Raw genomic sequence first — 21,903 nt, forward strand, 5'->3', positions numbered from 1 at the left:
CCCCCCCCCGGACCCCGGCATCACCCGGGGCGCAGCCGCCCCCGCAGCGACACCACGCCGCCGATCGCCACCACGGCAGGCGCCGCCATGCCGGCGCGGCGCACCGCGCCCGTCACGTCCGCCAGCGTCGAGACCAGCACCCGCTCGCGCGGGGTCGTCGCCTCGGCCACCACGGCGACGGGGGTTTCCGCCGCCAGGCCGCCGGCCAGCAGCGCGACCGCGATCGCCTCCAGCCGGCGCATCGCCATGTAAAGCACCAGCGGCTGGCCGAGCCGCGCCAGCGCCGCCCAGTCCAGCGCCTCGTCGGCGCCCTCGGCGGCATGGCCGGTGGCCAGCACCACGGCCTGGTTCACGCCGCGCTGCGTGGCCGGGATGCCGGCGGCCGCCAGCCCGGCCAGACCCGCCGTCAGGCCCGGCACCACGCGGAAGGGAATGCCGGCCTCGGCCAGGGCCAGCGCCTCCTCGCCGCCGCGGCCGAAGACATAGGGGTCGCCGCCCTTCAGCCGGACCACGCGGCGGCCGGCGCGGGCCTGCTCGATCAATGCCGCGGTGATGTCGGCCTGCCGCGCCGAGGGGCGGCCGCCGCGCTTGCCCATGTAGAGCCGCTCGGCGCCCTCGGGGGCGAGGGCGAGGATGCGCGGGTCCACCAGCTCGTCATGCACCAGCGTCTCGGCCTGGGCGAGGGCGGCGACGGCGTCCAGCGTGAGCTGGCCCGGATCGCCCGGCCCGGCGCCGACCAGCCAGACATGCCCCGCCTCCAGCACCGGCGCGGGCTGGCCGAGCAAGGTTTCCAGGACGGCCAGGCGGTTCATCGCGCCCCCGCATGACAGGCGGCGGCGGCGGCGCTAGGGATGACGGCGTGCCGCAACAGGACGAACCGCTTCGCCGGGGCTGGACCACCGGCGCCTGCGCCACGGCGGCGGCGAAGGCCGCCTTTGCCGCGCTGCGGACGGGCGCCTTCCCCGACCCCGTGACCATCACCCTGCCGCGCGGCGAACGGCCGGCCTTCGCCCTCGCCGAGCAGGCGCTGCTGCCGGGTGGCGCGGCCATGGCCGCGATCGTCAAGGATGCCGGGGACGACCCGGACGTGACGCATGGCGCGCTGGTCCGCGTGACGGTGCGGCTGCTGCCGCCGGGCAGCGGGGTGGTGTTCGCCGCCGGGGAAGGGGTGGGCACCGTGACGCTGCCGGGCCTGCCGGTGTCGCCCGGGGAGCCCGCCATCAACCCGGCGCCGCGCGCGATGATCCGCAGCGCGCTGGCGGAGGTGGCCGGCGGGGAGGCGGATGCGCGGGTGGAGATCGGCATCCCCGGTGGCGAGCGGATCGCACAGCGGACCATGAACCCGCGGCTGGGCATCCTGGGCGGGCTGTCCATTCTCGGCACCACGGGGGTGGTGGTGCCCTATTCCTGCGCGGCGTGGATCCACTCGATCCAGCGCGGCATCGACGTGGCGCGGGCGCTCGGGCTGCCGCATGTGGCCGGGGCCACCGGCAGCACCTCGGAGGCCGCCATCGCGGAGCTGGACGGGCTGCCGGAACAGGCGCTGATCGACATGGGCGACTTCGTCGGCGGGATGCTGAAGTACCTGCGGGCGCATCCGGTGCCGCGCGTGACAGTCGCAGGCGGCCTGGCGAAGCTGACCAAGCTGGCGCAGGGGCGGCTGGACCTGCATTCCCGCCGGGGCGGGGTGGACCTGCCGGCGCTGGCCGACCTGGCGCGGGGCGCCGGGGCCGGGGAGGGGCTGTGCGTCCGCATTGCGGGCGCGAACACGGCGCTGGAGGCCTTCAACCTCGCGGCGGCAGAGGGCGTGGGCTTGCCTGAGGCGGTGGCGCGGCGGGCGCGGGAGACGGCGCAGCGCGTCGTCGAGGGCGGCGGCATCGTTGTGGATGTCGCGCTGTTCGGCCGTGACGGCGCCTTGCTGGCGCGCGTGTGAGATGCGCCGCAACTGACAGGAAAAAAATGGGGGGTTCGGGGGGAATTCCTCCCCCCCGATCGTTCTCCTCATGACCGGAACCGCCGCTGGTAATCCGCGCTGTAGAGCGCGCTGTCCCGGAAATCCCCTGCGGTGAGGGCCGGCCCCACCAGGATCAGCGCCGTGCGCTCGGCGGGCTCGGCTTCGAGCTTCGCCAGGATGTCTCCGAGGGTGCCGCGCAGGATACGCTCATCCGGCCAGGAGGCGCGCACCACGATGGCGACCGGGCAATCGGCGCCGTAAAGCGGGGCGAGGCTTCCGACGATCCGCGGGAGGGCGTGGATGGCGAGGTGGATGGCGAGGGTGGCGCCGGTCGCCCCGAAAGCCTCCAGCGTCTCCCCCGCCGGCATGGCGGAGGCGCGGCCGGAGACGCGGGTGAGCACGACGCTTTGCGCCACTTCCGGCACGGTCAGCTCGCGCCCGAGGGCGGCGGCGGCGGCGGCGAAGGAGGGGACCCCGGGCGTCAGCGTGTAGGGGATGCCGTGCCGTTCCAGGCGGCGGATCTGCTCGGCCACCGCCGACCAGACGGAAAGGTCGCCGGAATGCAGCCGCGCCACGTCCTGCCCGGCCTGGTGGGCGCGCAGGTACTCGGCCTCGATGGCGTCGAGGTCGAGCGGGGCGGTGTCCACCCGCCGGGCGCCGGGCGGGCAATGCGCCAGCAGCGCGGGCGGCACGATGGAGCCGGCATAGAGGCAGACGGGGCAGGCGGCCAGCAGGTCGCGCCCGCGCAGGGTGATGAGGTCGGGCGCGCCGGGGCCGGCGCCGATGAAATGCACGGTCATTCGATGGTCTCGGTCGAGATGGCGCAGGCGACGCCGCCCTCCACGATGCGCGGCAGCACCAGCGCGCCGCCCATGGCCAGGGCGCAGCCCTCGGCGACGGAGGCGATGCCGGTGGCGCGCAGGGCGGCCTCGGAACGGGTGGGGCAGCGATCCTGCACGGCCAGCAGGGCGTCATGGTCGAGGAAGACCAGCTCAACGCCCAGCGCCAAGGCGGCCTCAGGCAGGGCGGGGAGGTTGCGGCGGAAGGCGGGGGCAGCCAGGCGGCCGACGCGCAGGCCCGCCAGGGACTCGGCATGGCGGACCAGGGCGACGATCGCGGCCGTCGAGGCCGAGGGGCGGAGCCCGAGCCCGGCCGTGGCCAAGGGAGGCGTCGCCTCCCCTGGACCCCTCCGCCGGGGCGACAGTGTCACCCAGGACCCCGCCCTCGGCTTTTCCACCGCGTACTGCGTCACCGTCATCGCGGGGCGGTAGCCGTGGAAGCCGCCCACGCGGTCCAGGCGCTCCACGCCGAGCCGCGTCAGCGTGCCGCCCCAGGCGGCATGGGCGGCGGTCAGGGCGGCCTCGGTCTCCAGCGTCACGGCATTGGCCACCAGGCGGCCACCAGGACGCAACGCCGCCCAGGCGGCCTCCAGCACGCCCTCGCCAGCGGCGCCACCACCCAGGAAGACGGCGTCCGGCGTGGGAAGGCCCGAAAGGCCCGCCGGCGCCGCCGCCTGCACCACGCGCAGGCCCGGCACGCCCAGCGCCAACGCGTTGCGCGCGGCCCGCGCGGCGCGGTCGGGACGCGGCTCCAGGCCGATCGCGCGGTTCGCCGGGTGCCGCAGCATCCACTCGATCGCCACCGAGCCGCTGCCGGTGCCGATGTCCCAAAGCAGCTCGCCCTGGCGCGGGGCGAGGGCCGCGAGCGTGACGGCGCGCACCTCCCGCTTGGTGATCTGGCCGTCCTGCTCGAAGAAATGCTCCGGCAGGCCGGGGGCGAGCGGAATGATCCGCGCGCCGGGGCCGGGGATGACCTCCAGCGCCAGCAGGTTCAGCGGATCGGGGGTGAGGTCGAACTCGGCGGCGGTGGTGGCGCGGTGGCGGGCGCGCGGGCCGCCCAGGGCCTCCAGCAGGTGCATCCGCGTCGGGCCGAAGCCCTGGCCGGTCAGCAGCGCGGCGACGGCGGCGGGGGTGCCGGCATCCGCCGAGAGGGCGAGGATGCGCGCGCCGGGCTGAAGCAAGGGGAGCAAGGGCTCCAGCGGGCGGCCGCAGAAGGAGAGCGTGGCGCAGTCCTGCGACGCCCAGCCCAGCCGGGCGCAGGCCAGGGCGAAGGCGGAGGGCGCGGGCAGGCAGAGGAACTCCTCGGGCGCGAGGTGCCGCGCCAGGGTGGCGCCGATGCCGAAGCAGAAGGGGTCGCCCGAGGCCAGCACCGCCGTCGGCTCGCCGCGCCGGGCGAGCAGGTCGGGCAGGCCGTCCAGCATCGGGCTGGGCCAGGGATGCGCGCTGCCGCGCAGCAGCGGCGCGGCGAGCGCCAGGTGCCGCTGCCCGCCGAACACCGCCGAGGCCGAGGCGAGGAGCGTCGCGGCGGCGGGGGAGAGGCCCTCGACGCCGTCCTCGCCGATGCCCAGGATGGACAGCCAGGGAGCGCTCATCGCGGGGGATTATGCGGGTTCTGGTGTTGGGAGGAACGACGGAAGGCGCCGCGTTGGCACGCGCCCTGGCGGGCCATGCGCAACTCGACGCGACCCTTTCCCTGGCCGGCGTCACCCGCGCGCCGCGCCCGCAGCCGCTGCCGACGCGCATCGGCGGGTTCGGCGGCGTGGCGGGGCTGGTGGAGTATCTGCGCGCCGAGCGCATCGGCGCCGTGGTGGACGCCACGCACCCCTTCGCCGCGCGGATGACGCGCCACGCCGCCGAGGCCGCCGCGCGCTGCGGCGTGCCCCTGCTGCGGGTGGACCGGCCGGCCTGGGCGCCGCAGCCGGGCGACGACTGGGCCGAGTTCCCCGACATGGCCGCCCTGATGGCCGCGCTGGGCGAGGCGCCGCGCCGCGTGCTGCTGACCGTGGGGCAGAAGGAGCTGGCGCCCTTCCGCGCCGCGCCCTGGCACCACTACGTCATCCGCAGCGTGGACCCGCCCGATCCCGCCAGCCTGCCGCCGGGTGCCGAGGTGCTGACCGCCACCGGCCCCTTCGCGCTGGAGGAGGAGCGCACGCTGCTGCGCCGGCACGGGGTCGAGGTGCTGGTGAGCAAGAACTCGGGAGGGGCGGCGGTGGCGGCCAAGCTCGTCGCGGCGCGGGAGAGGGGCATTCCCGTGCGGCTGCTGGCGCGTCCGCCCGCGCCCGAGGGGCTGGCGCGCGTGCCGGATGTCGCGGGGGCGCTGCACTGGCTTCACGGGCTGCTCGCCGAGCGGGGTGTGTAGAGCCAGGGGCGCGCGCCCTCCCGCGCGATGCCGCGGGTGGCGGCGGAGCCGATCAGCACCAGCGTGCGCATGTCGGCCAGCGCCGGGTCGGCGTCGGCGAGGGGGCGGAGTTCGATGCGCTCCTCCGGGCGGCTGACGGCGGTGGCGAAGGCGACGGGCGTTTCGCCGGGGAGCAGGCCGCGCAGCAGTTCGAAGGCGCGGCCGAGCTGCCAGGGGCGGGCACGCGAGACCGGGTTGTAGAGGGCGATGACGAAGCCGGCCCCGGCGGCGGCCGTGAGGCGCCGCTCGACCAGCGGCCAGGGCTTCAGGTTGTCGGACAGCGAAAGGGCGCAGAAATCATGGCCGAGCGGCGCGCCGAGCCGGGCGGCGGCGGCGAACATGGCGGAAATGCCGGGCAGCACCGCGATGTCCAGCGCGCGCCATTCGGGCGGGCCGTGCTCGACGGCCTCGAACACCGCGCTGGCCATGGCGAAGACGCCGGCATCGCCGGAGGAGACGACGGCGACGCGGGCGCCGGACTGCGCCATCGCCAGCGCATGGCGGGCGCGGTCGAGTTCCTGGCGGTTGTCGGTTTCGTGGCGGCGCTGCTCCGGGCGGGCGGCCACGCGGGCGACATAGGGGCCATAGCCCACCAGGTCGGTGGCGGCGGCGAGGGCTGCGTCCGCCTCGGGGGTGCGGAGCGCGGTGTCGCCGGGGCCGAGGCCGATGATGCGCAGCCAGCCGCTCATCGCTGGCCCTTCATCGTTGGCCCTGGCGGCCCTGGATCAGCACCAGGGAGAAGTAGGGGGCGGGGCTGTCGTCGCGCTCGGCGAGGGGCAGGATGACCTCGCCGGGCATGGTGCCGCGCTCGGCATAGACGGCGCGCCCGGTGAGGCCGAGCTCGGCCAGCACGGCGCGCAGCTTGGGCAGGTTGCGGCCGAGCTTCATCACCACGGCGGCGTCGCAGCGGCGCAGGGCGTCCGCCAGCTCAGCCGCGGGCATGGTGGCGGGGAGGATGGCGAGGATGTCGTCGCCATGCACCATCGGCAGGCCGGCGCGGGACCAGCAGCCGGCCATGGCGGTGATGCCGGGCGTGACCTCGACGCGGTGCGCGGCGCGCAGCCGGTCGAACAGGTACATGGCCGAGCCGTAGAGGAAGGGGTCGCCCTCGCAGAGCAGGGCCACGTTTCGGCCGGCTTCCAGATGGGAGGCGATGCGCGACGCGCAGGCGTCATAGAAGGCGGCCATCTCGGCGGGGTAGCGCGGGTCCTCCACCGGCAGGTCGGTGGTGAAGGGGTATTCGAAGCGCAGTTCCTCGGCCGCCGGATTGAGGTGCGGCGTGGCGATGGTGCGGGCGTTGCCCGGGCGGCCGCGCTTGGCGAAGCAGGCAAAGACGGGCGCGGCGGCGAGGAGGCGCGCGGCACGCAGGGTGATCAGCTCCGGGTCGCCGGGGCCGATGCCCAGGATGTGCAGCGTGCCCGTCATGCGCGGCGCACCTTGTCATCCGACAGCGGGTAGCACTGGGGGAGAATAAATTCTCCCCGAGGCCCCTTCTTCTTCTTTCTGTCAGTTCGGGGGCTCTGGAAACGGGCGCCCGCGCCGGGGCTGCAGCAGCCCCGGCGGCTGCGGGGGGGTGCGGCCCTCGCCGTGAGCACCGGAAAACTGACAGAACAAGGAGGGGATTTGGGGGAGTTCATCTCCCCCAGGCTTGCTTCCTGTCCGCGCATCATTCGCGCTCCGTGGCCAGGGCGTTGACGGCGGCCACGGCCATGGCGCTGCCACCCTGGCGGCCTTCGACGATCATCCAGGGCACGCGGTTGTCGGCCGCGAGGGTTTCCTTGGATTCCGCGGCGCCAACGAAGCCCACGGGCATGCCGATGACGGCGGCAGGGGGCGGGGCGCCGGCGTCGAGCAGTTCGAGCAGGTGGAAGAGCGCGGTGGGCGCATTGCCGATGGCGACGAGGGCGCCGTCGAGTTTCTCGCCCCAGAGGTCCAGCGCGGCGGCGGAGCGGGTGTTGCCGATGGCGCGGGCACGCTCCGGCACGCCGGGGGCGTCCAGGGTACAGAGGATCTCATTGTTGGCGGGCAGGCGGGCGCGGGTGATGCCGTGCGCGACCATCCTGGAATCGCAGAGGATGGGGGCGCCGCGCTTCAGGGCGGCCTCGGCGGCGGCGGTGAAGCCGGGGGCGAAGCGGATGTGGCGCGCGACTCCCACGAGGCCGCAGGCATGGATGACGCGCACCGCGACCCGCGCCTCGGCGGGGGTGAAGCGCGCGAGGTCGGCCTCCGCCCGAATGGTGGCGAAGGACTTCTCGTAGATCGCCGCGCCGTCGCGGATGTAGTCGTAGGGGCCGCTCATGGTTCTTCCAGTTCCGCCGCTGCCTCGGCCAGGGTCAGCCCGGCGCGGGCGGGCGGGTCGCCGGCGCGGCCATGGCGGATCAGGGCGTAGCGTCCTTCCGCCTCGGCCACGAGGGTGACGGCCGCCGGGGCCGGATGCGCGCAGCCTTTGGCGCAACCGGAGAGATGCAGCAAGCCCATGCGCGGCACGGCGCCCATGCCGAGCAGGGTGGCGGCATCGGCGCGCGTGTCGGCCAGGCCGCTGGCGCAGCCCTGGGTGCCGGGGCAGGCGCGCAGGCGCAGGCGCGGGTCGGCGGGGTCGGCGATCAGGCCGGTGGCGGCGGCGAGGACGGGGGCAGGGTCGGCCAGGCCGGGCAGCAGCAGGGCGCGCCAGGGGGTGAGGCGGAGCGTGCCGTCGCCATGGCGCTCGGCGAGGTGCGCCAGGTGCCCCAGGGTGACGGCGGGGAGGGCGCCGAAGGGGATGCCGAGGCCGAGGGCGGCATGCACGCCAAGCCGGTGGCAGCCGATGGGCTGCGGCGCCGGGCCGGGGGCGGACGCGGGTTCGGCGCGCAGCCCGGCGGCCGCGAAAAGAGCGGGAGCGCCGGCCCTGCGCACCGAATCCCGCATCCGCCGCGCGCCGGGAATGGCGAGGAAGGCCCGCAGCAGGGCGGCGACGGCGGCGGGGGTGGCGCCGGGGGCGTGGAGGTCGGCGCCGGGAAGGTGGAGCGCGGCGCCGGAAGCGCCGAGGCGGAGGATCAGGTCGGCTTCCACGCCGTGCAGCGGGAGCGCGCCGCCGCCATCCAGCACGAGGCCGAACTTGGAGGGAAGGGCGGCGAGGGTCTGGTCGGCCAGGAGGGCCTCCAGGGCCGCGAGCCAGTCGGCGGCCGATGCGGGAATGGCGGAATCGGCGCCCAGCAGGGGCGGGGCGACGATGCTGCGGCGGCGCTCCACGCCGGGGTCCGGGTCGGCGAGGCCGGCGTCGAGCATGGCTTCGGTGAAAGGCGCGACCGTCTCGGGGCGCAGGCCGCGGACCTGCAGGTTGGCGCGGTGGGTCAGGTCGAGCCAGCCATTGCCGTAGCGGGCGGCGGCCTCGGCCAGGGCGCGGGCCTGGGTGGCGGTAAGGCGCGCGGCGCGGGGCTTCACGCGCAGCAGCAGGCCATCGCCGGAGGCCATGGGCTCGAAGAGGGTGGGGCACCAGCCGCGGACGGTCATGGCGTGTCGTTCCGGCGGGGGCGCCAGAGGCCGCGCTCGCGCGCCTCGGCGAAGCGGGCGCGCATGGCCTCCAGGGCGGCGGGGTTGTTGGCCGCCAGGAAGGCGCGCACTGCGGGGTCGCCCAGGGTGGCGTCGAACAGCAGGTCGAACTGCGGGTCGAGCCGCTCGGGCAGGGTGGCGGCGAAGGCGTGCAGCCCCTCCAGCGCGCGGGCGATCTCGCCCCCGCCGCGATGGCCGTGGCGCATCATGCCGGCGATCCAGGCCGGGTTGGCGGCGCGGGCGCGCACCACGCGGGCGACCTCCTCGGCGAGGCCGCGCAGGCGGGGAGCGTCGGGGGTGGCGGTGTCGGCGTGGTAGAGGGCGGGGGTGGCACCGAGCGCCGCCGCCGCCGCCGCGAAGCCGCCCTCGTGCGCGGCGTAGTCGGGGCTGTCGAGCAGGTCGGTCTCGGCGTGGTCCTGGGTGTGCAGGAAGGCCTCGGCGGCGGTGACGCGGGCGGCCAGCGCCGCGCGGTCCGGCGTGCCTTCGAGGCCCTGGCCATAGGTGGCGGCGGAGGCGTCGAGCCAAGCCCGCCCCAACTCGTCGCGGCTTTCCCAGGCGCCACGGGCGATGCGCTCCTCCAGCCCCGTGCCGTAGAAGCCGGGGGCAGCGCCGAAGATGCGGGCGGTGGCGCGGCGCAGGGCATCACCTTCCAAGCCCTGGGCGGCGGCGGCCAGCGGGTTCCAGTCGGGCGCCTCGTCGTCGCGACCGGCGATGGCGCGCACGGCGCTGTCGAACAGGGCGATCTGCGCCGGGAAGGCGTCGCGGAACAGGCCGGAGATGCGCAGCGTGACGTCCACGCGCGGGCGGTCGAGCAGGGCGAGGGGCAGGATTTCAACCCCGGTGACGCGGGCGGAGGCTTCGTCCCAGGCGGGGCGGGCGCCGAGCAGGACCAGGGCGAGGGCCAGGTCCTCGCCGCCGGTGCGCATGGTGGCGCTGCCCCAGAGATCGAGCACCAGGGCGCGCGGCCAGTCGCCCTGCTCCTGCCGGTGGCGGCGGAGCAGTTCGGCGGCGGCCTTCTCGGCCAGGGTGAGGGCGGAGCGGGTGGGCACGCCGCGCGGGTCGATGCTGAAGAGGTTGCGGCCGGTGGGCAGCACGTCGGCGCGGCCGCGCGTGGGGGCGCCGGCGGGGCCGGGCTGGATGAAGCGGCCGTCGAGCGCGGCGAGCAGCGCGGCGCGCTCGGCGGGGGCGGCGGCGTCGAGGCGGGCAGCGTCGAAGCCCGGCGCGGCGCGGGCGAGGGCGGCGAGCAGGGCCCTGCGGCGCTCCGGCGCGGGGGCGCGGCCGAAGACGTGCAGCCCGTCGCGGATCTGCATCTCCTTGACGTCGCAGAGCCAGGCGTCGAGGCGGGCGAGGGCATCCTCCTCCGGCAGGTCGCGCGGGATATGGCCCTCGGCGAGCAGGCCGGTCTCCTCGGCGCGGTCGAGGATGGCGCGGCGGAGGAGCGCGGTGCGGCGGCGGTCCAGCCCGTCGGCGGCGGCGTATTCGTCGATCAGCCGCTCCAGTTCGAGCGCGGCGCCGTGCTGGCCGGCGGGCTTCAGCGGCGGGGTCAGGTGGCCGATGGTGACGGCGCCGAGCCGCCGCTTGGCCACCGCCGCCTCGCCGGGGTTGTTGGCGATGAAGGGATAGACCACCGGCAGGCCGCGCAGCAGCGCCGCCGGGGCGCAGGCTTCGGAAAGGGCGGCCGCCTTGCCGGGCAGCCATTCCAGCGTGCCATGCGTGCCGAGATGGACCAGCGCATGGGCGCCGAAGCCCGCGCGGAGCCAGAGATAGAAGGCGAGATAGGCGTGGCGCGGCGGCGTGTCGGGGTCGTGGTAGCCGGCGCGGCGGTCGAACACGCTGCCGCGGTCGGGCTGCACCGCCAGGAGCAGGTTGCCGAGGCGAAGGTGGCGCAGGGTGAGGGCGCCATCCCGGCAGGCAGGGTCCTCGTCCGGGGCGCCCCAGGCGGCGGTGACCGCCTCGCGGAGCGGCGCGGGAAGGGTGGCGAAGCGGGCGCGGTAGTCCGCGAGTGGCAGGAAGGGCGTGGCCGGGCCTTCGGTCAGGCTGCGGGCGAGCGCGGCGGTGGCCGGCGGTGGGGTATCGAGCTGGTAGCCGGCACCGGCGAGGTCCTCCAGCAGCGCGGCGAGGCTCGCAAAACTGTCGAGGCCGACGGCGTGTCCGGCCTGTCCGCCGGCGGCGGGATAATCGGAGAGCAGGACGGCGACGCGGCGCTGCGCCGCCGGGGTGGCGGCGAGGCGCGCCCAGCCGGCGGCGCGGTCGGCGGCCAGGGCGATGCCCTCGGCGTCGGGCGCCAAAAGGGTGCGGGCATAGTCCAGGCCGGGGATCGGCGTTGCTTCTTGCTTGAAGCCGATGGCGGCGGTGAGCAGGCGGCCGTCCAGCTCGGGCAGCACCACCTGCATGGCGAGGTCGCTCTGCGAGAGGCCGCGCGTCGAGGCGGCCCAGGCCTCGCGCGGGGCGCCGGAGAGCAGCAGTTGCAGCACCGGCGCGCCGGCGGCATCCAGCGGCGAGGCGTTCCCCTGGCGGGCGGAGAAGGCGGTGGCGTTCAGCACCACGGTGGGGCGCCAGGCGGCGAGGCGGTCCGCGACGAAGCGGGCGCAGGCGGCGTCCTTCAGGCTGGCGGCGAAAAGGCCGCGCACGCGCAGGCCGCGCGCCCGCAGCGCCTCGGCCTGGGCGAGCATCGGGGCGACGTCGCCGGCCAGGAGGTGGGAGCGGTAGAAGACCAGCACCGCCTGCGGGTCGGCTTCCTCGCCGCCGAGCGGGTGCTCGCCACAGGCGGGGAGGGGACGGGGCGGCGGGGCGTCGTCGGGCGCGAGGCCGGCGAGGTGGGCGGCCAAGCGCAGGGCGCTGCCCAGGTTCTCCGGGCCGCCTTCGCGCAGGGAGGCGTCCAGGCGGGCGTAGGCCTCGGGCGGGACGGTGGAAAGGGCGGCGAGCTGCGGGTCGGCGCGGCCGTCGCCGGGGAGCAGGGCGAGCGGAATGCCCGCGCGGCGGCAGAGGGCGGCAACCTCCTCCGCGCCGTAGCGCCAGTATTCCAGGCCGCCCAGCAGGCGGATCACCACGCAGCGGGAACGCGCCAGCACGTCCTCGGCGTAGAGGTCCACCGACATGGGGTGGCGCAGCTGCGCCAGGTTGGCCAGGCGCAGGGAGGGGCGCGGCGTGGGCAGGGCTTCCCAGGCGGTGGCGGCGGCGCCGAGGTCGCTGTCGGTGAAGGAAAGCAGCACGAGATCGGCCGGGGCATGGCCGAGATCGACCGCCGCCGCATCCTCCTCCAGGCTTCGCGTTTCCTGCCGCAGCAGATGCAAGGTCTGTCTCCCGTTGTTGAGAGGGGCCTTGCCCCTCTCAAACTCTCCCCACCAAGAACCTGAGGTTCTTGGATCTCCCATCCGGCGGCGGGGGGGTCCAGGGGGAGTGGCGCCCCCTGGCCGGCCCTACCCCAGGATGGCGCGCGCGACGGCCTCGCGATCCATCCCTTGCTGCCCGATCACCACGAGATGCCCCTGGCGGTCGTCGGTCCAGGGCCGGTCGAAGTGGTGGCGGAAGCGGCGGCCGACGCCCTGCACGGCCAGCCGCATCGGCTTGTCCTTCAGGCGGATGAAGCCCTTGATGCGCAGCACGTCATGCATCGCGGCGACGTCCGGCAGGCGGGCCAGCAGGGCGTCGGGCGTGTCGTAGTCCGGCAGGGGCAGGACGAAGCTGTCGAAGTCGTCGTGCTCGTGCGCGCCGTCCTCGGCGTCGTGATGCGAGGGGCGGGCGGCGAGGTCGTCCTCGGCGGCGGCGTCAAGGCCGAGCAGCACGGCCGGCTCCAGCGCGCCCTCGCGCGCCGGCACCACCTTCACGGCGCGCGGGAGGCGGGCGGCGATCTCGGCGCGGAGCGCCGCGAGGGTGGCCTCGTCCAGCAAATCGGCCTTGTTCAGCACCACCAGGTCGGCGGCATTGAGCTGGTCCTCATAGACCTCGGCCAGCGGGTTGTCGTGGTCGAGCGACGGGTCGGCGGCGCGCTGGGCGGCGACGGCCTCCGGATCGTCGGCGAAGCGGCCCTCGGCGACGGCGGGGGCATCCACCACCGTCACCACGCCATCCACCGTGACGCGGGAGCGGATGGCGGGCCAGTTGAAGGCCTTGATCAGCGGCTTCGGCAAGGCGAGGCCGGAGGTCTCGATCAGGATGTGCCCGGGCGGCTCGGGGCGGTCGAGCAGGGCCTGCATGGTGGGGATGAAGTCGTCCGCCACGGTGCAGCAGAGGCAGCCATTGGCGAGTTCCACGATGTTCTCGGCCTCGCAGCCCGGGATGCCGCAGTCCTTCAGCGTCTCGCCATCCACGCCGAGGGCGCCGAACTCGTTGACGATGATGGCGATGCGGCGGCCGTTGGCGTGCTGCATCAGATGGCGCACCAGCGTCGTCTTCCCGGCACCCAGGAAGCCGGTGACGATGGTGGCGGGCACCTTGTCGAGCGTGGTCATGCGGCGGTGTCCTTCGGAGGGGCGTCGAGCGCGGGGAGGCGGCCCAGCACCACCTTGCGCAGCGACTCCGGGCGGCGCGAGGGCAGCACGGCGCCGGAGGCATGCGCGGCGTAGGTGGCGCCATAGGCCAGGAGGTCGTCAGCCAGGTCGGGCGTCAGGTGGCCCAGCAGGTAGGTCCACTTGCCCGGCGCGGCCATCGCCGCGGTGCAGCCATGGTCGCAGGCGGCGAGGCAGGCGACGGGGTGCAGCTCGACCGGCGGCGTGACATGGCCGGCCAGCGCCGTGGCCAGGGCGTCGTGCAGCCGGCGGCCGGGCGGGATCTCGCCCTCGGCCAGGGGGTGGCCGGCGCGGCAGGTGGTGCAGACCACCAGGCGCGGCTTCGGCGCGGGCTCGTTGGACGGCTCCATGCACGCTCCTGCGCCCGGGGGCGCGGTTCGACGCGGGATGCCGACCGCCCGCGCGTCGCCACGCGGGACCGAGGCGCCGGGGTTGGATGCCCGGCCGCATCGCCGCCCGCCGGGGCACCCCGCCCGGTGGCACGATCCGATGGGTGATGGCAGGTCTCCTGGCTCGCGGATCGAACGCGGCCCGCCGGCCTTCCCGGAGCGATGCTCCAGTGGCCATGGCGGCGGATCGCTCTCCGCTTACAGTTGCGGGGGCAGCCGCGGCATGGGGTCGGGGACCCGGCACCGCATTCCCTTTTCACCTTCCCCACGGGAAAGGACCATCAGGCGGTTCGTAGGCGGGAGGGAGGCAGGGAGTCAAACCCCGTCTCGCGGCCGCGGAAGGAAGTTCCACTCTCGCGCACAGCATTGCCGCCCGGATCATGGCAACGCCGAGAAATGCCGGCAGGATCGGACAATCTTTCCATGCGGCAGCATAGAAACGTTCAGATTCTTTCGCCTGCGGCGAAGCGTAGTTCGCATTCCTATTGCGATAATTTTGTCGGTTGGCTGCGAAACCATCTCCTGCCCGGGATCTTCATTTCCCCGACCCCGCGGGGCGGGGGGAACGACTTTCCCTAAGGGGTGGACAATTCCATGCGACTGGTCTAGACCGCACCAGACGTCGTGGCGGCGACACAGAATTATGGCCCTTTCAGGGCAATCACCGCAGGGTCCCCTCCAGGCCCGCCAGCGTGTCTGCCGCTCTGAGAATTCACGGAGGTGAAGCCGCGCCATCCGGCAAGCGGCAGGTCAGAGGACGATGGAAACAGCTACCCAGACGACGGGCGAGGATGCCCCGGCGCCGGTGAAGATCGCGCTCCGCAACGTCTTCAAGGTGTTCGGCGACCGGCCCGAGGCGGCCATCCGCATGGTCCATGAGGGCCGCGGCAAGGAGGAGATCCACGCGGCCACCGGCTGCACCCTGGGCGTGAAGGATGCGAGCTTCGACATCCGCGCCGGCGAGATCTTCGTCATCATGGGGCTCTCGGGCTCCGGCAAGTCCACCCTGCTGCGCCTGATCAACCGCCTGATCGAGCCCTCCGCGGGCGAGATCCTGGTGGACGGGCAGGACATCACCCGGATGTCGAAGCGCGAGCTGATCGCGCTGCGCCGGCGGGACATGAGCATGGTGTTCCAGTCCTTCGCCCTGCTGCCCAACCGCACGGTGCTGGACAATGCCGCCTTCGGCCTGGAGGTGGCGGGCGTGGGCGAGCAGGAGCGGCGCGAGAAGGCGCGAGCGGCGCTGCAGGCCGTCGGCCTCGGCGCCTATGTGGAGAGCCGGCCGGACCAGCTCTCGGGCGGCATGAAGCAGCGCGTCGGCCTCGCCCGTGCCCTGGCGAGCGAGCCCACCGTGCTGCTGATGGACGAGGCCTTCTCGGCGCTCGACCCGCTGATCCGCGCCGAGATGCAGGACGAGCTGCTGCGCCTCCAGGCGGAGCACAGCCGCACCATCGTCTTTGTCAGCCATGACCTCGACGAGGCCATGCGCATCGGCGACCGCATCGCCATCATGCAGCATGGCGAGGTGGTGCAGGTCGGCACGCCCGACGAGATCGTCAGCAGCCCGGCGAACGACTACGTGCGGTCCTTCTTCCGCAACGTGGACGTCACGCAGGTGTTCCGTGCCGGCGACATCGCCCGCGAATCGCAGGTGACGCTGATCGAGCGGCGCGGCCTCGCCGTGCCCGCCGCGCTGGAGCGGATGCGGCAGCACGACCGCGACATCGCCATCGTTGTCGGCCGCGACAAGACCTACCACGGCATGGTCAGCGCCGATTCGCTGGCGCGGGCCGCGCGCAGCGGCGCCGAGGACCCCTATCGCAGGGCAATCCTGGCCGAGGTGGAGCCGATCGCCGCCGATGAGACGCTGTCCGACGTGATGGGCAAGGTGGCGGAGAGCCCGCACCCCGTGCCGGTGGTGGACGCGGACCGCCGCTATGTCGGCGCCATCAGCAAGTCCACGCTGCTGCGGACGCTCGACCGCTCGGGCAACTGAGCGCCTCTTCGCCGAAGGAATACGCCCCATGCAGGACTGGAACCTGGGCATCGGCGAGGGCGCCGATGCCGTGGTCAACTTTGTGCTCGACCACTTCACCCCGGCGCTGGACGCCATCGCCGCCGGCATCGGCTTCGTCACGGACGGCATCCGGGCGGCGCTGACCGGCGTGCCGATGCTCGCCGCCGTTGCCGTCATCGCGCTGCTGGCGCTGTGGCGGGTCGGCTGGAAGTTCGCCGTGTTTGCCGTCGCCGCGCTGCTGTTGATCGGCGGCATGGGCCTGTGGGAGCGCATGATGGAGACGCTCTCCCTCGTGCTCGCCGCCACGGCCATCGCCATCGTCATCGGCGTGCCGCTCGGCATCGCCATGGCGCGCAGCAACGGCGTGCAGCTCGTGGCGCGGCCGGCGCTCGACCTGATGCAGACCATGCCGGCCTTCGTCTACCTGATCCCGGCCGCGATGTTCTTCGGCCTCGGCGCGGTGCCGGGCACCATCGCTACGGTGATCTTCGCCATGCCGCCGGTGGTGCGGCTGACCAATCTCGGCATCCGCCAGGTGCACCACGAGTTCATCGAGGCGGGCGAGGCCTTCGGCTGCACGCCGATGCAGCTGCTGCTGAAGGTGCAGATTCCGAACGCGCTGCCCTCCATCATGGCCGGCATCAACCAGACCATCATGCTGTCGCTCTCGATGGTGGTGATCGCCTCGATGATCGGCGCAGGCGGGCTCGGCAACACCGTGCTGACGGGCATCCAGCGGCTCGACGTCGGCACCGGCTTCGAGGGCGGCCTCGCGGTGGTGGTGCTGGCGGTGCTGCTGGACCGCATCACCCAGAGCTTCGGCCAGAAGCGCGCGCCCTCCGGGCTGCGGGCGCTGTTCGCCCGGCGCAACGGCGAGGCCGCGGCGCAGCCCGTCAAGGCCTGATCCTTCATTCCTGCCGGGCTGAAGGCTGGGGGGAATGAATTCCCCCCAGGCCCCCCTTCTTTTTTCTGTCAGAAAGAAGATGGGGGTTCGGGGGAATTCCTTCCCCCGACCTTTTCCTGCCCGGCCCGTCACAGGCAAACCCGAAAAGGAAATCCCATGCTGCTCAAGAAGCGCGAGCTCTTCGGCCTCACCGCCGGCCTGGCGATGGGCCTCACCGCCGGCACTGCGCGCGCGCAGTCCGGCGAGCCGATCAAGCTGGGCTTCGCCCCCTGGGCCGACGCCGAGTTCATCACCCGCCTCGCCGCCAAGCTGATCGAGGACCGGCTGGAGACGGAGGTCGAGCTGGTGCAGACCGACGTGGCGCCGCTCTACCAGGGCCTCACCCGCGGCGACGTGGACGCCATGCTGATGTGCTGGCTGCCGCAGACCCATGCCGACTACTGGAAGCGCGTGCAGGGCAAGGTGGAGCGCCTCGGCGTGCTCTACAGCGGCGCCCGTCTGGGCTGGGTGGTGCCGAAGTATGTGCCGGATGCCGAGCTCGCCTCGATCGCCGACCTGACGAAGCCGGAGGTGCGCGAGAAGCTGAACGGGCGCATCCAGGGCATTGAGCCGGGTGCCGGCCTGACGCGCCTGTCGCACAAGGCGCTGAAGGAATACGGCCTGGACGACTACACGCTGCAGGAGTCCAGCGAGGCTGCCATGCTCAGCATGGTGGACCGCGCCATGCGGCAGGAGAAGTGGGTGGTGGCCACTGCCTGGAGCCCGCACTGGATGTTCGGCAAGTACGACCTGCGCTACCTGGCCGACCCGAAGGGCGCGCTGGGCGGCGAGGAGGAGGTCATCGCCCTGGGGCGCCCGAAGCTGAAGGAGGAGCGCCCGGAGGTGGCCGCCTTCCTTTCGCGCCTCAACATGCCGCTCAGCGAGCTGGAGAAGGCGATGCTGAAGGCGCAGCAGGAGAGCGCCGACGCGGCGGTGGCCGACTACATCGGCAACCACAAGGACCGCGTGAAGAGCTGGTTCGCGCAGAGCTGATCCCGGCCGTTCCGGAAAGGGCCGGGGAGGCACGCTCCCCGGCCCGTTCGCGGCGGCACGCGGCTGCCGCCTGAAGCGCGCGCCGCGTGCCGGGGGCGTTGAGAATCCCTTCCGCCTCCTCCCGCGCTTCGCCGCCCGACCGAGGGGCGGCCGCATCCTCCCCGTCGCATGGGGCGCGCCTCCGGGCGGCCCGCCGCGCGCATGCCTGCCGGCCGGACCACCTCCAGGCGTGGCCCCGTCCCTTCACCAGGAGTCTCCATGCTGCTCAACAAGCGCCAGATCCTCGGCCTCACCGCCGGCCTCGCCACCACGCTCGCCTCCGGCACCCTCCAGGCGCGGCCGGACAGCCCCATCAAGCTGGGCTATGCGCCCTGGACGGATGCCGAGTTCATCACGAAGCTGGCGGCGAAGCTGATCGAGGACCGCCTGGGCACACCGGTCAGGCTGGTGCAGACCGACGTGGCGCCACTCTACCAGGGCGTCATGCGCGGGGACCTGGACGCCGTGCTGATGTGCTGGCTGCCCAAGACCCACCGGGACTACTGGAAGCGCGCCGAGGGCAAGGTCGAGAAGCTTGGCCAGATCTACACCGGACGGATGGGGCTGGTGGTGCCGGCCTATGTGCCGCGGAGCGAGGTGGCCGCCATCCCCGACCTGGCGAAGCCGGCGGTGCGCGACCGGATGGACGGCCGCATCCAGACCATCGAGCCCGGCGCGGGCATGACCCGGCTCGTGCATGAGACCGTGAAGGCCTATGGGCTGGACTACCGCGTGCAGGAATCCGGCGAGGCCGGGATGCTGGCGATGCTTCAGCGCGCGATCCGCGGCGGGGACTGGATCGTCTACTCCGGCTGGAACCCGCACTGGATGTTCAACAAGTTCGAGCTCCGCTACCTCGACGATCCCCGGCTGGCCATGGGCGAGGAGGAGCGGATCCTCGGTGCCGGGCGGCTTGGCCTGCACGAGGAGCGCCCGGAGGTGGCCGCCTTCCTTTCGCGCCTGCGCATGCCGCTCGAGGAGCTGGAGAAGGCGATGCTGAAGGTGCGGGAGGAGAATGCGGAAGCGGCGGTTGCGGACTACATCGCCACCCACCGCGAGCGGGTTGCCGGCTGGCTGGGCGGCGCCGCCGGCTGAAGCCTGCGCGCGGCGCGATCGGAAGAGGGGGGGGCGGCGTCGTGCCGCCCCCTTCGTGCATCGGCGCCGCGCACCCCGGCTTTGGCGCTCCGGGGAAAATCGGCTAACCCGGTCCGGTCATGCCCTTCACGCTTGTTCTTGGCGGCGCCCGGTCGGGCAAGTCGCGTCACGCCGAGGCGCTGATCGCCCGCCACCCCGCGCCCTGGGCCTATGTCGCCACCGCCGAGGCCTGGGACGACGAGATGCGCGACCGCATTGCCGCCCATCAGGCGCGGCGCGGCGCGGATTGGCGGACCCTCCATGCGCCGCTCGACCTCGCCGCCGCCCTGGGCGCGGCGGAGGCGCGCCCGGCGCTGGTGGACTGCCTGACGCTCTGGCTGACCAACCTGATGCTCGGCGGGCATGACGTCGTGGCCGCCACGGCGGCGCTGGAGGCGGCGCTGGATGCGCGCGCCGCACCCACCGTGCTGGTGGCCAACGAGGTGGGGCTCGGCATCGTGCCGGAGAACGCGCTGGCGCGGCGCTTCCGCGATGCCGCCGGCGTGCTCAACCAGCGGCTGGCGGCGCGGGCGGCCACGGTGCATTTCATTGCCGCCGGCCTGCCGCTGGTGCTGAAGGGGGAGTCATGACCGAGGATCGCGACGAGGCCGCGCGCCATCAGGAGAAGATGGCGAAGCGCAAGGCGGTGCAGGATGCCGAGGTGGCCGCCAAGACCGTCGAGAAGGGCCTGCTGATGGTCCACACCGGCGCGGGGAAGGGCAAGTCCACCGCCGCCTTCGGCCTGGCGCTGCGGATGCTGGGCCGTGGGCGGCGCGTCGGCGTGGTGCAGTTCATCAAGGGCGCCTGGTCCACCGGGGAGCGCGGGCTGCTGGAGGCCTATGCCATGCTGGAATGGCACAGCATGGGCGAGGGCTTCACCTGGGAGACGCAGGACCGCGCGCGCGACGTCGCCGCCTGCCGTCGCGCCTGGGAGCAGGCGAAGCGGATGATGGCCGCTGGCGACCTCGGCCTGCTGGTGCTGGACGAGCTCTGCATCGCGCTGCGCTACGACTACCTGCCGCTGGAGGAGGTGCTGGCGGGGCTGGCCGCGCGGCCGGCGGGGCTGCATGTCGTCGTCACCGGCCGCAACGCGCCGGCGGGACTGATCGAGGCGGCGGACATGGTCACCGAGATGAAGCCGGTGAAGCACCACTTCGCCGCCGGCGTGAAGGCGCAGGCGGGAATCGAGTTTTGAGGCGGGCCCATGCCGCCCTCGGCGTGGCCATCCTGGCGGAGGTGGTCGCGACCTCCGCCCTGAAGGCAAGCGGCGGCTTCACGCGCGCCGGGCGCGCGGCGGCGACGGGCTGGACCTGGCTCCGCCATGCGCCGGACCTCCCGGCGATGCTGGACCCGAATGCCGCCCGAGTCGCCGTGGCGCGCCTCTTTCCGAAGCCGGCGGGACACTGAGGTGGCTGCCAGGGCCATCATGCTCCAGGGAACCGGCTCCTCGGTCGGCAAGTCGCTGCTGGTGGCGGGGCTGGCGCGGGCGCTCACGCGGCGCGGGCTGCGGGTGCGGCCCTTCAAGCCGCAGAACATGTCGAACAACGCGGCGGTGACGGCCGACGGCGGCGAGATCGGCCGGGCGCAGGCGCTGCAGGCGCGCGCGGCGGGGGTGGAGCCGAGCGTGCACATGAACCCCGTGCTGCTGAAGCCGCAGAGCGAGGTGGGCGCGCAGGTGGTGGTGCAGGGGCGCGTGCATGCCACGGCGCGGGCGCGCGAATACCAGGCCATGAAGCCATCGCTGCTGCCCTTCGTGCTGGACAGCTTCGAGCGCCTCCGCGGGGAGGCCGACGTGGTGCTGGTGGAGGGGGCCGGCTCGGCCTCCGAGATCAACCTGCGGGCGGGGGACATCGCCAACATGGGTTTCGCCCGCGCGACGGGCACGCCGGTCGTGGTGGTGGGCGACATCGACCGGGGCGGGGTGATCGCGGCGCTGGTCGGCACCCACGCGGTGCTGCCGCCGGAGGATGCGGCGCTGGTGTGCGGCTTCATCGTCAACCGGATGCGCGGCGACCTGTCGCTCTTCGCCGAGGGCATGGCGCAGATCGCCGCGCGCACGGGCTGGGCGCCGCTCGGGCTGGTGCCGCATTTCGGCGGCGCGCGGCGGTTGCCGGCGGAGGATGCGATGGACCTCGCCGACCACCTGCCGCGGCGAAGGGGAAATGGAGGGACGGACGGGGCATGCCGCATCGCCGTGCCGGTGCTGCCGCGCATCGCCAATTTCGACGACCTCGACCCGCTGGCCGCCGAGCCGGAGGTGGACCTGCTGATGCTCCGCCCGGGCATGGCGCTGCCGGGGAACGTGGACCTGGTCATCCTCGCCGGCTCCAAGGCCACCATCGCCGACCTCGCGGCGCTGCGGGCGGAAGGGTGGGACACCGACATCCTGGCGCACCACCGGCGCGGCGGGCGGGTGCTCGGCCTTTGCGGCGGCTACCAGATGCTGGGGCGGCGGATCGCCGATCCGGAGGGGGTGGAGGGACCGGCGGCCGAGGTGCCGGGCCTCGGGCTGCTGGCGGTGGAGACGGTGCTGCGGGGCGACAAGCGCCTGGCGCGCGTGGCCGGCGAGACCCTGGCCGACGCCGCGCCCTTCACCGGATACGAGATCCATATCGGCCGCAGCAGCGGGGCGGATACGGCGCGGCCGCTGCTCCGCTTCGCGGATGGGCGGGTGGATGGCGCGGTCTCGGCTGACGGGCGCGTGGCCGGCACCTACGTGCATGGCTTCTTCGACGGCGACGCGCAGCGCCGGGCCTGGCTCGCGCGGCTGGGCGCCGCGGCGGCGCCGGACGGGCATGGCGCCGCGGTGGAGGCGGCGCTGGATGGGCTCGCCACGCATCTGGAACAGTATCTAAAAGTTGATGAACTCCTAAGGATGCTCCGCTAAATGAGATTGGTCACCGAAAGCGCGACAATGGCATCCAGGCTGCCGAGGCGCGGTGGTGCGCCAGAACGGAAGCAACAAGAATGGATCGTATTCGAGCGCTGATCGCGCGCCCCTGGAGCCGGCCCCCCCTGCGGCGGACGAGTGTCGCCAGCCTGGCCGTCGCGCTGTACCGCGCCGAGCGGAAGGAACTGGGCGCCGCCGCCGAGTTGTCGCGCTGCATGCGCGCCGCTGCCGCGATGGTGCCGCGCCAGTCGCGCTGAGGAGCGTCGTCCGC

General features: G+C 74.0%; 21 protein-coding genes, 1 pseudogene and 1 riboswitch. Of the genes and pseudogenes, 11 read left to right on the forward strand and 11 right to left on the reverse strand.

Features of this window, described 5'->3' with window-relative positions; all coding sequences use genetic code 11:
* Window positions 1-20: 20 nt before the first annotated feature.
* Window positions 21-812, reverse strand: coding sequence for a uroporphyrinogen-III C-methyltransferase (cobA, locus tag E0493_RS12425; protein WP_160937273.1), 792 nt, complete (start codon window positions 810-812; stop codon window positions 21-23).
* A gap of 11 nt (window positions 813-823) precedes the next feature.
* Between cobA and E0493_RS12430 the strand changes: the two genes are divergently transcribed.
* Window positions 824-1,933, forward strand: a complete 1,110-nt coding sequence (locus E0493_RS12430) for a cobalt-precorrin-5B (C(1))-methyltransferase (protein ID WP_160937274.1) — start codon at window positions 824-826, stop codon at window positions 1,931-1,933.
* Between the two features lie 68 nt (window positions 1,934-2,001).
* Here the strand turns inward: E0493_RS12430 and cobM are convergent, their stop codons facing one another.
* The 3 genes and pseudogenes from cobM to cbiE all read right to left on the reverse strand — a co-directional run.
* Window positions 2,002-2,754 (reverse strand): precorrin-4 C(11)-methyltransferase, encoded by a 753-nt coding sequence (cobM, locus tag E0493_RS12435; protein ID WP_160937275.1) that lies wholly within the window; start codon window positions 2,752-2,754, stop codon window positions 2,002-2,004.
* Window positions 2,751-3,206, reverse strand: coding sequence for a cobalamin biosynthesis protein (locus E0493_RS23375; protein ID WP_367614509.1), 456 nt, complete (start codon window positions 3,204-3,206; stop codon window positions 2,751-2,753). The genes cobM and E0493_RS23375 overlap by 4 nt, the downstream gene beginning before the upstream one ends.
* A pseudogene (gene cbiE, locus E0493_RS12440) lies at window positions 3,180-4,385 on the reverse strand (precorrin-6y C5,15-methyltransferase (decarboxylating) subunit CbiE); the annotation flags it as partial. The gene E0493_RS23375 and the pseudogene cbiE, both read right to left, overlap by 27 nt.
* 11 nt (window positions 4,386-4,396) lie before the next feature.
* On the opposite strand from cbiE, the gene E0493_RS12445 reads away from it, so the two are divergent.
* On the forward strand, window positions 4,397-5,152 hold the full coding sequence (locus E0493_RS12445) for a cobalt-precorrin-6A reductase (RefSeq protein WP_160937277.1): 756 nt from the start codon (window positions 4,397-4,399) through the stop codon (window positions 5,150-5,152).
* Here E0493_RS12445 and cobJ read toward each other — a convergent pair.
* The 7 genes from cobJ to E0493_RS12480 form a co-directional block, all read right to left on the reverse strand.
* On the reverse strand, window positions 5,122-5,880 hold the full coding sequence (gene cobJ / locus E0493_RS12450) for a precorrin-3B C(17)-methyltransferase (protein ID WP_160937278.1): 759 nt from the start codon (window positions 5,878-5,880) through the stop codon (window positions 5,122-5,124). The two genes, E0493_RS12445 and cobJ, sit on opposite strands and share 31 nt — an antisense overlap.
* 10 nt (window positions 5,881-5,890) lie before the next feature.
* Entirely contained in the window at window positions 5,891-6,616 is a 726-nt protein-coding gene (locus tag E0493_RS12455; RefSeq protein WP_160937279.1) for a precorrin-2 C(20)-methyltransferase, read from the reverse strand.
* Between the two features lie 241 nt (window positions 6,617-6,857).
* Window positions 6,858-7,490, reverse strand: coding sequence for a precorrin-8X methylmutase (locus E0493_RS12460; RefSeq protein ID WP_160937280.1), 633 nt, complete (start codon window positions 7,488-7,490; stop codon window positions 6,858-6,860).
* Window positions 7,487-8,680 (reverse strand): precorrin-3B synthase, encoded by a 1,194-nt coding sequence (cobG, locus tag E0493_RS12465; protein WP_160937281.1) that lies wholly within the window; start codon window positions 8,678-8,680, stop codon window positions 7,487-7,489. Before cobG ends, E0493_RS12460 begins: the two co-directional genes overlap by 4 nt.
* Window positions 8,677-12,012 (reverse strand): cobaltochelatase subunit CobN, encoded by a 3,336-nt coding sequence (gene cobN, locus E0493_RS12470; protein WP_160937282.1) that lies wholly within the window; start codon window positions 12,010-12,012, stop codon window positions 8,677-8,679. Before cobN ends, cobG begins: the two co-directional genes overlap by 4 nt.
* Window positions 12,013-12,138: 126 nt before the next feature.
* Window positions 12,139-13,170 (reverse strand): cobalamin biosynthesis protein CobW, encoded by a 1,032-nt coding sequence (cobW, locus tag E0493_RS12475; protein ID WP_160937283.1) that lies wholly within the window; start codon window positions 13,168-13,170, stop codon window positions 12,139-12,141.
* Window positions 13,167-13,577 carry a DUF1636 family protein gene (locus E0493_RS12480; RefSeq protein WP_160937284.1) on the reverse strand — a complete coding sequence of 137 codons (411 nt, stop codon included), beginning with the start codon at window positions 13,575-13,577 and terminating at the stop codon, window positions 13,167-13,169. Before E0493_RS12480 ends, cobW begins: the two co-directional genes overlap by 4 nt.
* 131 nt (window positions 13,578-13,708) lie before the next feature.
* A riboswitch (cobalamin riboswitch) is annotated at window positions 13,709-13,914 on the reverse strand.
* A 462-nt stretch (window positions 13,915-14,376) separates the two neighbouring features.
* Between E0493_RS12480 and proV the strand changes: the two genes are divergently transcribed.
* From proV to E0493_RS12525, 9 genes are all read left to right on the forward strand, one after another.
* The gene (gene proV, locus E0493_RS12485; RefSeq protein WP_160937285.1) at window positions 14,377-15,612 is read left to right on the forward strand and encodes a glycine betaine/L-proline ABC transporter ATP-binding protein ProV; all 1,236 of its coding nucleotides are present in this window, start codon (window positions 14,377-14,379) and stop codon (window positions 15,610-15,612) included.
* A gap of 28 nt (window positions 15,613-15,640) precedes the next feature.
* Window positions 15,641-16,537, forward strand: coding sequence for an ABC transporter permease (locus tag E0493_RS12490; RefSeq protein ID WP_160937286.1), 897 nt, complete (start codon window positions 15,641-15,643; stop codon window positions 16,535-16,537).
* Between the two features lie 156 nt (window positions 16,538-16,693).
* Window positions 16,694-17,569, forward strand: coding sequence for a glycine betaine ABC transporter substrate-binding protein (locus E0493_RS12495; protein ID WP_160937287.1), 876 nt, complete (start codon window positions 16,694-16,696; stop codon window positions 17,567-17,569).
* A gap of 258 nt (window positions 17,570-17,827) precedes the next feature.
* The gene (locus E0493_RS12500) at window positions 17,828-18,703 is read left to right on the forward strand and encodes a glycine betaine ABC transporter substrate-binding protein (protein WP_160937288.1); all 876 of its coding nucleotides are present in this window, start codon (window positions 17,828-17,830) and stop codon (window positions 18,701-18,703) included.
* Window positions 18,704-18,822: 119 nt separating this feature from the next.
* Window positions 18,823-19,332 (forward strand): bifunctional adenosylcobinamide kinase/adenosylcobinamide-phosphate guanylyltransferase, encoded by a 510-nt coding sequence (cobU, locus tag E0493_RS12505; RefSeq protein ID WP_160937289.1) that lies wholly within the window; start codon window positions 18,823-18,825, stop codon window positions 19,330-19,332.
* A complete protein-coding gene (gene cobO, locus E0493_RS12510; protein ID WP_160937290.1) occupies window positions 19,329-19,937 on the forward strand; it encodes a cob(I)yrinic acid a,c-diamide adenosyltransferase in 609 nt (202 codons plus the stop codon). The genes cobU and cobO overlap by 4 nt, the downstream gene beginning before the upstream one ends.
* A complete protein-coding gene (locus E0493_RS12515) occupies window positions 19,934-20,149 on the forward strand; it encodes a DMT family transporter (protein WP_160937291.1) in 216 nt (71 codons plus the stop codon). Before cobO ends, E0493_RS12515 begins: the two co-directional genes overlap by 4 nt.
* Window positions 20,150-20,168: 19 nt before the next feature.
* A complete protein-coding gene (locus E0493_RS12520; protein ID WP_160937292.1) occupies window positions 20,169-21,629 on the forward strand; it encodes a cobyric acid synthase in 1,461 nt (486 codons plus the stop codon).
* Window positions 21,630-21,709: 80 nt separating this feature from the next.
* A complete protein-coding gene (locus E0493_RS12525) occupies window positions 21,710-21,889 on the forward strand; it encodes a hypothetical protein (RefSeq protein ID WP_160937293.1) in 180 nt (59 codons plus the stop codon).
* The last annotated feature ends 14 nt before the right edge of the window (window positions 21,890-21,903 follow it).

It is taken from the genome of Teichococcus coralli (assembly GCF_009829925.1).
GTDB classification, from domain to species: Bacteria; Pseudomonadota; Alphaproteobacteria; order Acetobacterales; family Acetobacteraceae; genus Pseudoroseomonas; species Pseudoroseomonas coralli.